The 6,981-nt window shown below is 65.1% G+C and carries 10 protein-coding genes; 2 read left to right on the top strand and 8 right to left on the bottom strand.

All coding sequences use genetic code 11. The annotated features are described in order from the left end of the window. Window positions 1-205 precede the first annotated feature (205 nt). On the top strand, window positions 206-1,366 hold the full coding sequence (locus D7Y11_RS40770) for an IS4 family transposase (RefSeq protein WP_126936368.1): 1,161 nt from the start codon (window positions 206-208) through the stop codon (window positions 1,364-1,366). Between the two features lie 18 nt (window positions 1,367-1,384). On the opposite strand, the gene D7Y11_RS40765 is transcribed toward D7Y11_RS40770, so the two are convergent. From D7Y11_RS40765 to D7Y11_RS40730, 8 genes are all read right to left on the bottom strand, one after another. After that, window positions 1,385-1,699 (bottom strand): hypothetical protein, encoded by a 315-nt coding sequence (locus tag D7Y11_RS40765; protein ID WP_126936367.1) that lies wholly within the window; start codon window positions 1,697-1,699, stop codon window positions 1,385-1,387. Between the two features lie 136 nt (window positions 1,700-1,835). Beyond that, entirely contained in the window at window positions 1,836-2,624 is a 789-nt protein-coding gene (locus D7Y11_RS40760; protein WP_126936366.1) for a hypothetical protein, read from the bottom strand. 44 nt (window positions 2,625-2,668) lie between these two features. Further along, window positions 2,669-2,941, bottom strand: a complete 273-nt coding sequence (locus D7Y11_RS40755) for a hypothetical protein (protein WP_126936365.1) — start codon at window positions 2,939-2,941, stop codon at window positions 2,669-2,671. Next, a complete protein-coding gene (locus tag D7Y11_RS40750; protein WP_126936364.1) occupies window positions 2,931-3,269 on the bottom strand; it encodes a hypothetical protein in 339 nt (112 codons plus the stop codon). The genes D7Y11_RS40755 and D7Y11_RS40750 overlap by 11 nt, the downstream gene beginning before the upstream one ends. A 104-nt stretch (window positions 3,270-3,373) precedes the next feature. Further along, window positions 3,374-3,970 (bottom strand): hypothetical protein, encoded by a 597-nt coding sequence (locus tag D7Y11_RS40745; RefSeq protein WP_120580870.1) that lies wholly within the window; start codon window positions 3,968-3,970, stop codon window positions 3,374-3,376. Between the two features lie 28 nt (window positions 3,971-3,998). Beyond that, window positions 3,999-4,196, bottom strand: coding sequence for a hypothetical protein (locus D7Y11_RS40740; RefSeq protein ID WP_126936363.1), 198 nt, complete (start codon window positions 4,194-4,196; stop codon window positions 3,999-4,001). Window positions 4,197-4,293: 97 nt separating this feature from the next. After that, the gene (locus tag D7Y11_RS40735; protein WP_233597455.1) at window positions 4,294-4,863 is read right to left on the bottom strand and encodes a hypothetical protein; all 570 of its coding nucleotides are present in this window, start codon (window positions 4,861-4,863) and stop codon (window positions 4,294-4,296) included. 234 nt (window positions 4,864-5,097) lie between these two features. Continuing rightward, a complete protein-coding gene (locus D7Y11_RS40730; protein ID WP_120580872.1) occupies window positions 5,098-5,295 on the bottom strand; it encodes a hypothetical protein in 198 nt (65 codons plus the stop codon). 207 nt (window positions 5,296-5,502) lie between these two features. Between D7Y11_RS40730 and D7Y11_RS40725 the strand changes: the two genes are divergently transcribed. Next, window positions 5,503-6,981: metallophosphoesterase (locus tag D7Y11_RS40725; RefSeq protein ID WP_126936362.1), on the top strand; the 1,479-nt coding region annotated here is incomplete at its 3' end.

The following is a 6,981-nucleotide window of genomic DNA, read 5'->3' as shown; positions in this document are numbered from 1 at the left end:
CTACCGATGGTACGACGCGCGTTGCAGCCCCTTCTCCTCAGGCAGATTGGCATCTGCCCCCTCTGCAACACGGCCATCAACCCCAGAGCTCCGCCTGAGCTGCCCTCTCGGATGTGACCAAGTCGTATTAGCGAGTTGATCAGCATACGCTCGCTCGGTAGCTGAGTGCGGCGGAGGTGGCAGTCGGGCAAAGAGTGCATCCACCATGAGGCGCAAGGTGGCCATTGACGCAGAGCAGGTGCGGGCGTTCCTGACGGAAGTGTTCGAGGACGACCTGCACGTCAAACGAATCCTGTCCCTGTCGCACGCGACGCTGGGGGCGGTGCAGGCGGCGAGCCTGTCGGTGGCGGCCATCGGCAAGGCCATGGCGTGGGCGCGTGGAGAGGACGTCACGTCCAAGCACGCGGTGAAGCAGGTGGACCGACTGCTTTCGAATGGGGGCTTGGACGTGTGGAGGCTCTTCGCGGCCTGGGTGCCCTTCGTGCTGGCGGAGCGGACCGAGGCCGCCATCGCGCTGGACTGGACGGACTTCGAGCAGGACGACCAGGAGACGCTCGTGGCGAGCCTCATCACCCAGCATGGGCGGGCCACGCCGCTCTTGTGGACGACGCTGGTGAAGTCCGCCTCCGCGGGCAACCGGCAACTGGTGGAGGACCAGACGCTTCAGCGACTGCGCGAGGTGATTGCCTCGGAGGTGAAGGTGACGGTGGTGGCGGACCGAGGCTTCGCGGATGCGAAGTTCTATGCGCTGCTGAGGCAACTGGGCTTCGAGTACGTGGTGCGCTTCCGTGCGGACGTGCTCGTCACGTCCGAGGACGCGGAGACGAAGCCTGGGGCCGAGTGGGTCCCCGAAGGCGGACGCGCGAAGGTGCTCCGAGGCGCACGTGTCACCGCGGCCATGGCGCAGGTGGGGGCCGTGGTGTGTGTGAAACGCAAGGGCATGAAGGACTCCTGGTGCCTGGCCACCAGCCTCACGGAAGCCACGGCACAGCAGGTGCTGGACGTCTACGCTCGGAGGTTCACCATCGAGGAGACGTTCCGGGACGTGAAGGACCTCAAGTTCGGCATGGGACTGAAGCAGGTGCGCGTGAAGACGCCGGAGCGCCGATACAGGTTGCTGCTTATCAGCGCCCTGGCCCAGGTACTACTGACGCTGCTGGGCGCAGCGGGGGAGTCACTGGGTTACGACAAGCATTTGAAGGTGAATACGGTGAAACGGCGTACGCACTCGCTCTTCACCCAAGGCACCTACTACTTCATGGCCATGCCGCGCATGAGCGATGAACGACTCCGCCCGTTGGTGGAGCGATTCGCACAACTCGTCCGCGAGCACGCTGTTTTCCGAGAGGCCTTTGGACTTATCTGATTCAGATGAGGGGATGCTTCAGGGTTCGACCCCGAACCTGCTGGCGAACTCCAACTGAGCCATCAACAGTGCGAAGAACGGGGAAACATCATCCCCCTCCCCCAACTCAGCCATTCCCGCAGCGACGGGAGGCCCAATGACCACCTGGTCTCCGCGCTCCCAGATCGAAAAGGGCACTCCACCAAAGTTGAACACCTCCCCGTCCTTGAACGCCTCCCCCTGCGCACTCAGCCGTTCCACCACGTCCAAGAGACCATCCGCCTGCGCAGCAAACACCTCTGAACAGAAAACCACGAATCGCCGGCTGCCCACGCTGCGTCCGAACTCACTCATTCCCCATCCCTTGCCGCCTCCACGAATGCCAGCGGGCCTGTACTCTCCTCTTTCACGACCTCACTGCTCGTCGCTTCGGGAGACAAGAGTCCGGATGACAGGTGACTGTTCGGCCCGTGCAATGCCCCGAAGTCCCCTACTCCTCGCCTCCCGTGCCACCATCTCCTTCGGCGGCGGCCTCGGGGCTGTAACTGTTTTCGACGACCTTCGTCTCGCCCTGCACCACGTCGTAGAAGCCCCGTTCCACATCCACCTCGGGTGAGCCGTTACGTGGGGCCTGGACGCTGATGCGCATGTCCCCGACCCGCATCCACCAGACCTCGTCGTCGACCTGTTCGACATGGAGCCAGTTCCCCACAACCAGTTCCTTGAGGGCCCCCTGGTTCTCGAAGTACACGGGGCCGGAATCCGTCTGGGTGAATAGCCTCCAGATCCCTCCGGGCACCTTCAAACGGCGTCGGCGCCGCCGCATCGCGGCTTTCGACTCCACGGGCGGCGGCCGTTCAGGGGCCGGCCAATGAGGCCATCTCGCGGGCTGATCATCCACCAGGACGACGGACGGGTGGCGAATGGCCATTCCCCGGAGCTCGTCGTGCAACGATTGAGGTGGTTGAGGTACTCCAGGGCCTGGGCGGAACCGCTTCTTCATCATCAACCAGTCGAGTCCCATCCAGTCCCAGACCGCGGCCATCACCGCCGCGGCCCCGTCGACTCCAACGAAGCTATTCGCCTCCCAACCGTGATTCACCTTGAAGCCATCCCGAAAGACCAGCGTATCCAGATACAAGATACCTACGGCGACTCGGGCGGCGGCTTCATCGCGCACGTGCCCCCAGAGCGGCTCCACGCGATTCGCCACTTCCGTCAGGAAGACGCGGTCGAACTCGGAGTCCCCTGCATACTCATCAACGCGCGCCAGATTCACGGGTGTTCCTCACAAGACCACGGCGACCCGTCCGAACTCGACATCTATTGGCTCCACTTCTCACGGCAGTAGTAGTTCGACTCCTCTCGAATCTGCTCCCGATATTGAGACATGGTCCCCTTGTTGATGCTGCTGTCGACGGAATCACTCACGGTTCCAGCATCCTCCCAGCGGCAGTGGTTGCAGATGTCGTAGCCGGTTCCCACCACGGCATTATACAGCAATATCGCCTCGCAGACCTGCGGCAGGAAACCGTTGGTGACGCCACGGTAAAGGACCTGGATCGCCTCCTCATTCGCCCCGCGCTCACGTTGCATCAGGGTCATCCGGCCAGAGAGCACTCATCGTCGAATCGAGATGGCGCAGGGCCTCCAGCCAGGACTTCGCCTGTCCCTCTTCAACCCGCGCACGTGCATCCAGCAGCAGCCTGGCAATCCCCTCAAGGTTCTCGCGCCAGAACCACCAGGTGGGCCCCTCAGGAAGGGGGCGGACGCTCACGTCGTCCCCACCGTCGTTCGCTCTCCCGATTTTATAGAGATACCTCCGCCCCCCACACTCCAGCTCCCCGCGCAAGCCATAAGCGGTCTGCTCGGTCTCCAGCCCATGCAGCAGGAGAAAGGCCTTCACATCATCAATGGGCGCCATCTCCACCACCTCCTGTCCCACTCGTTTTCCAAGGGTGAGGCTCGCGCATTCGCCCTACGCACAAGCCGCAACAGTTTTCCATGCACGCTGGAGACATGCAGGCTTCAAGACTCGCGCCGAAGCTGAAGCCCCAACTCCATCGCCCGCCGTTCGATTTCAGGTAGCCTGTTTGGCCAGAAGCGCCCCAGCAGCCATTCGCCTTCCCTGGCCTTCTTCAGGACGGCTGAAACAGGCATGTTCGCGGCCTCTTCCGATAGCTTGCGCAACGCAACGATCTCTTCGAGAGAAGGGCTCGTCGTCTTCCAAACAACAACCATGCAAACCGGCCTCACCTCGGGCTCGCACTCCGACACCAGAACAAGATCCAACCTGAGCTGAAGTTCGTGAGCCTGATTCCAGAGGGCATCAATCTGGCTTTCCATATACTCCCCCAGCACCCATCCATCCCGCTTTGACCGCTCCCAGATATCAACAGCAGGGATAGCCCTCGCCTCAGGGGCAATCTTCCTCAGGCTCTCCAGCTCAGCGAAACTCAAGATCTCGTTTTTCCACCGGATGACCGCTCGGAACCGCTGCCCCGGCCCGAGGCGCGGCGTTGACAGCGCATGGACGTCATGTCCACACCTCAAGCACCGGAAGTGGTCCGTGCCTCTCGTCACGCCGACCCAGGCAAGCTCACCAGAGCACTCCGAGCACGTCATCACTCCCTCATTTCCAGACTCATCCGCCTCACTCCTCGACACGGTGCGTGGCGAACGGCGTCCAGCCCGCTGCTTCAATCTCTTCACGGCTCGCGGGCTTCGCGTCGGCCTCATCCTCCAAGGTCAGGAAGCCAGCGGTCACCGCTCCCACGGTCGCCGGATCCCGCCAGCCCCACTCACACTCTTCGCAATGGAGGTAGAGGGAGCCGTTCTCAAGCTCCCGCATGATGAACAGGCGCCCCTGGCCACGGCACCTGGAGCATGTCGTATACCAATAGGTGGTCATGCCCGACGGCTCTCAACCCGGGCGGCGGCACCTTCGCTCACGGGGATGGCACGCCTGGGTTCACGGGCTTCCCGTCCCGATATGTGTAGCGCTCGGCCACCCGTCCGACGAAACGCTGGATGCCTTCAGTCCCCAATTGAGGCACCTCCGGTATCCCCCAGCGCCTTTCTGCTTCGTAGACGGAGGTGTCCAGCGGGTACGCGACAAGCTCTCCGGAAAGGTGCTTCTCCGCCAGCCACGCGTCCGCCAGGGCCTTCCGGGAGAAGACCGCGGTCACCTGGACGGCGCCCTCCCCCGTGAAGAGCCAGACACACCCGAGCGCCATCCGGCGCTGGAGGTGGCGGTGCTCCGGCAGCTCCCGCGTCGTGATCGTTACGTCCAGGCCCAGGGAGCGAAGCTCGGCGACGACCGCGGACGGGTCCGGAGGATCCGCGACGACGACCGAATACTCCGTCGCTTCACTCCAGCGCAGACTGAAGCGCAGCCCGCTCGCTGCTTCGAAGGCCCAGTTGAACTCCCGGCCTCCCGCTGTGCGCAGCGAGTCCTCCTCGATGAATCCAGGCTCTCCAAGGGGCCGGAGGTCTTCCCGGGTCGAGGCAAAGTTCACGACCCAGTCCTCGGCACCGTAGGAAATCGCTACTGGGAAAGACACGGGTCGCATCGAGAGCCCCTCTGCTTGGGACATCGCCTCCCGCATCCATACACGCCCGGCGCCATGCCGCGAAGAGTGCGGGAGCACCCTCCACACGGACACGTGGCAGCGAGCCGTGTGAAGGGCCGCGCCATGAGTGTGGCGCGAACTTGCTGCCCCCTTCGCAAGCCTGACAGGCAGGCCTGGCGCTCAGGCCCGCGCGGCGTCGTCGTACGACACGCGCAGGCCGTCGTACGTCACCGTGATGAACGGACGCCCCATCCAGCCGCAGTGCGTGCAGACGGCGTTCGGACCGGTCGCGGTGACCCGCACCGGCAGGTCCGACTCGCACACGGGGCAGCCCTCGGGGAGGGTGTACTCACGGGTCTGGGAGTGGACTTCGGTCATGTCTTCAGGGGTAACGCAGCCTCCGGACGCCGCAAGGCGCCCCCCGGTTCCGCCTTCCCTGAAACATGCGACGCAGGCCTGTTCGTCTGTCTTTCCGCCACACCGGGCGCCCGCTCCCCTGCCTACTCCTGAACGCCTGATTTTCGGATGATCGTTGAGCGATGAACGGTTGGGCCCCCGTCCCGAATGTCTCGGGCCGGAGGATTCATGGACCGGACGAAGTCTCTTTCGCTCGCCGCCCTGGCTGCCCTTTTCGTGGGGGGCTTCGCCTCGGGTGACGCGCTCGCCCTGCCGCGTGATCCCTACCTTCAGAAGGTGGGCCCCGACACCGCCACCGTGGCGTTCCGGCTGTCGTCGAACTGCTCCAGCGCCCAGGTGCGCTACGGCGTGGGCAACACCGGCCAGACGGTGAAGTCCTCGGCCACCGCGAAGATCCACGCCGTGGTCCTCACCGGCCTGGCCCCCGCCACGTCCTATACGTACTCCGTGGACGGCTGCGGTGAGACGACCCCGGCGAAGGCGTTCACCACCGCCCCCGTGCCCGGCACGCGGCGCGTGCACTTCGCCGCCGTGGGCGACTTCGGCACCGGTGGCAGCGACCAGAAGAAGGTCGCCGCCTCCATGCTCACCAACAAGCCGGAGCTCTTCGTCGCCCTGGGTGACAACGCCTACGCGTCAGGCACCGAGACCGAGTTCCAGACCAACCTCTTCACCCCCATGGCCGCCCTGCTCGCCCAGGTGCCCATGTTCGCCACGCCCGGCAATCACGAGTACGTGACCAACGAGGCCCAGCCCTACCTGGACAACCTCTACCTGCCCACCAACAACGCGGAGGGCTCGGAGCGCTACTACTCGTTCGACTGGGGGCACGTGCACTTCGTGTCCATCGACTCGAACTGCGCCGTGGGCCTGGCGTCCGCGAGCAAGTGCACGCTCGCCGCGCAGAAGGCGTTCGTGGAGAAGGACCTGGCCGCCACCACGCAGCCGTGGAAGGTCGTCTTCTTCCACCACCCGTCCTGGTCCAGCGGCGAGCACGGCTCGCAGCTCACCATGCGCCGCCAGTTCGGCCCCCTGTTCGAGAAGTACGGCGTGGACCTGGTCCTCACCGGCCATGACCACGACTATGAGCGCAGCAAGCCCATGCTCGGTGACGCCGAGGCCGGCAAGAACGAGACGGGCATCCCCTACCTCGTCGTCGGCGGCGGCGGCGCCACCCTGCGCACGTTCGCCACGTCGCGCCCCTCCTGGAGCGTCATCCGCGACGACGCGGCCCACGGCTTCCTCGACGTGGACGTCGTCGAGGGCAACCTCACCGCGAAGCTCGTGAAGACGGACGGCGGCACCCTGGACTCGTTCACCCTCTCCAAGACGCTGCCCGCGCAGCCCCAGCAGCCCCAGGGCACGCTGAACGTCGCCGTCAACACCGCCAGCGGCGCCGCGCCCCACACGGCCTCGTTCACCGCGACGGCCTCCCAGTCCGGCGCCACCGTCACCTGGGACTTCGGCGACGGTGCCACCGCCGAAGGCCCCCAGGTCCAGCACGTCTTCGCCCAGGCCGGCACCTACACCGTGACGGCCAAGGCCTCCGTCCAGGGCGCCGCCCCGCTGACGGCCACCACCGTGGTCACCGTGACGTCCAACGGCACCACCGACCCTGGCACCGACCCCGGTACGGGTGAGGACCCC

Origin of the sequence: Corallococcus sp. AB018, from assembly GCF_003986945.1 — a bacterium.
In the GTDB taxonomy this organism is placed as follows: Bacteria; Myxococcota; Myxococcia; order Myxococcales; family Myxococcaceae; genus Corallococcus; species Corallococcus exiguus.
This window is presented reverse-complemented; position numbering and strand designations above follow the sequence as displayed.

Coding starts and splice junctions, on each gene's coding strand:
- D7Y11_RS40770 (WP_126936368.1), top strand. CDS start 206: ATGAGGCGCAAGGTGGCCATTGACGCAGAGCAGGTGCGGGCGTTCCTG.
- D7Y11_RS40765 (WP_126936367.1), bottom strand. CDS start 1,699: ATGAGTGAGTTCGGACGCAGCGTGGGCAGCCGGCGATTCGTGGTTTTC.
- D7Y11_RS40755 (WP_126936365.1), bottom strand. CDS start 2,941: ATGCAACGTGAGCGCGGGGCGAATGAGGAGGCGATCCAGGTCCTTTAC.
- D7Y11_RS40750 (WP_126936364.1), bottom strand. CDS start 3,269: ATGGCGCCCATTGATGATGTGAAGGCCTTTCTCCTGCTGCATGGGCTG.
- D7Y11_RS40745 (WP_120580870.1), bottom strand. CDS start 3,970: ATGACGTGCTCGGAGTGCTCTGGTGAGCTTGCCTGGGTCGGCGTGACG.
- D7Y11_RS40740 (WP_126936363.1), bottom strand. CDS start 4,196: ATGCGGGAGCTTGAGAACGGCTCCCTCTACCTCCATTGCGAAGAGTGT.
- D7Y11_RS40730 (WP_120580872.1), bottom strand. CDS start 5,295: ATGACCGAAGTCCACTCCCAGACCCGTGAGTACACCCTCCCCGAGGGC.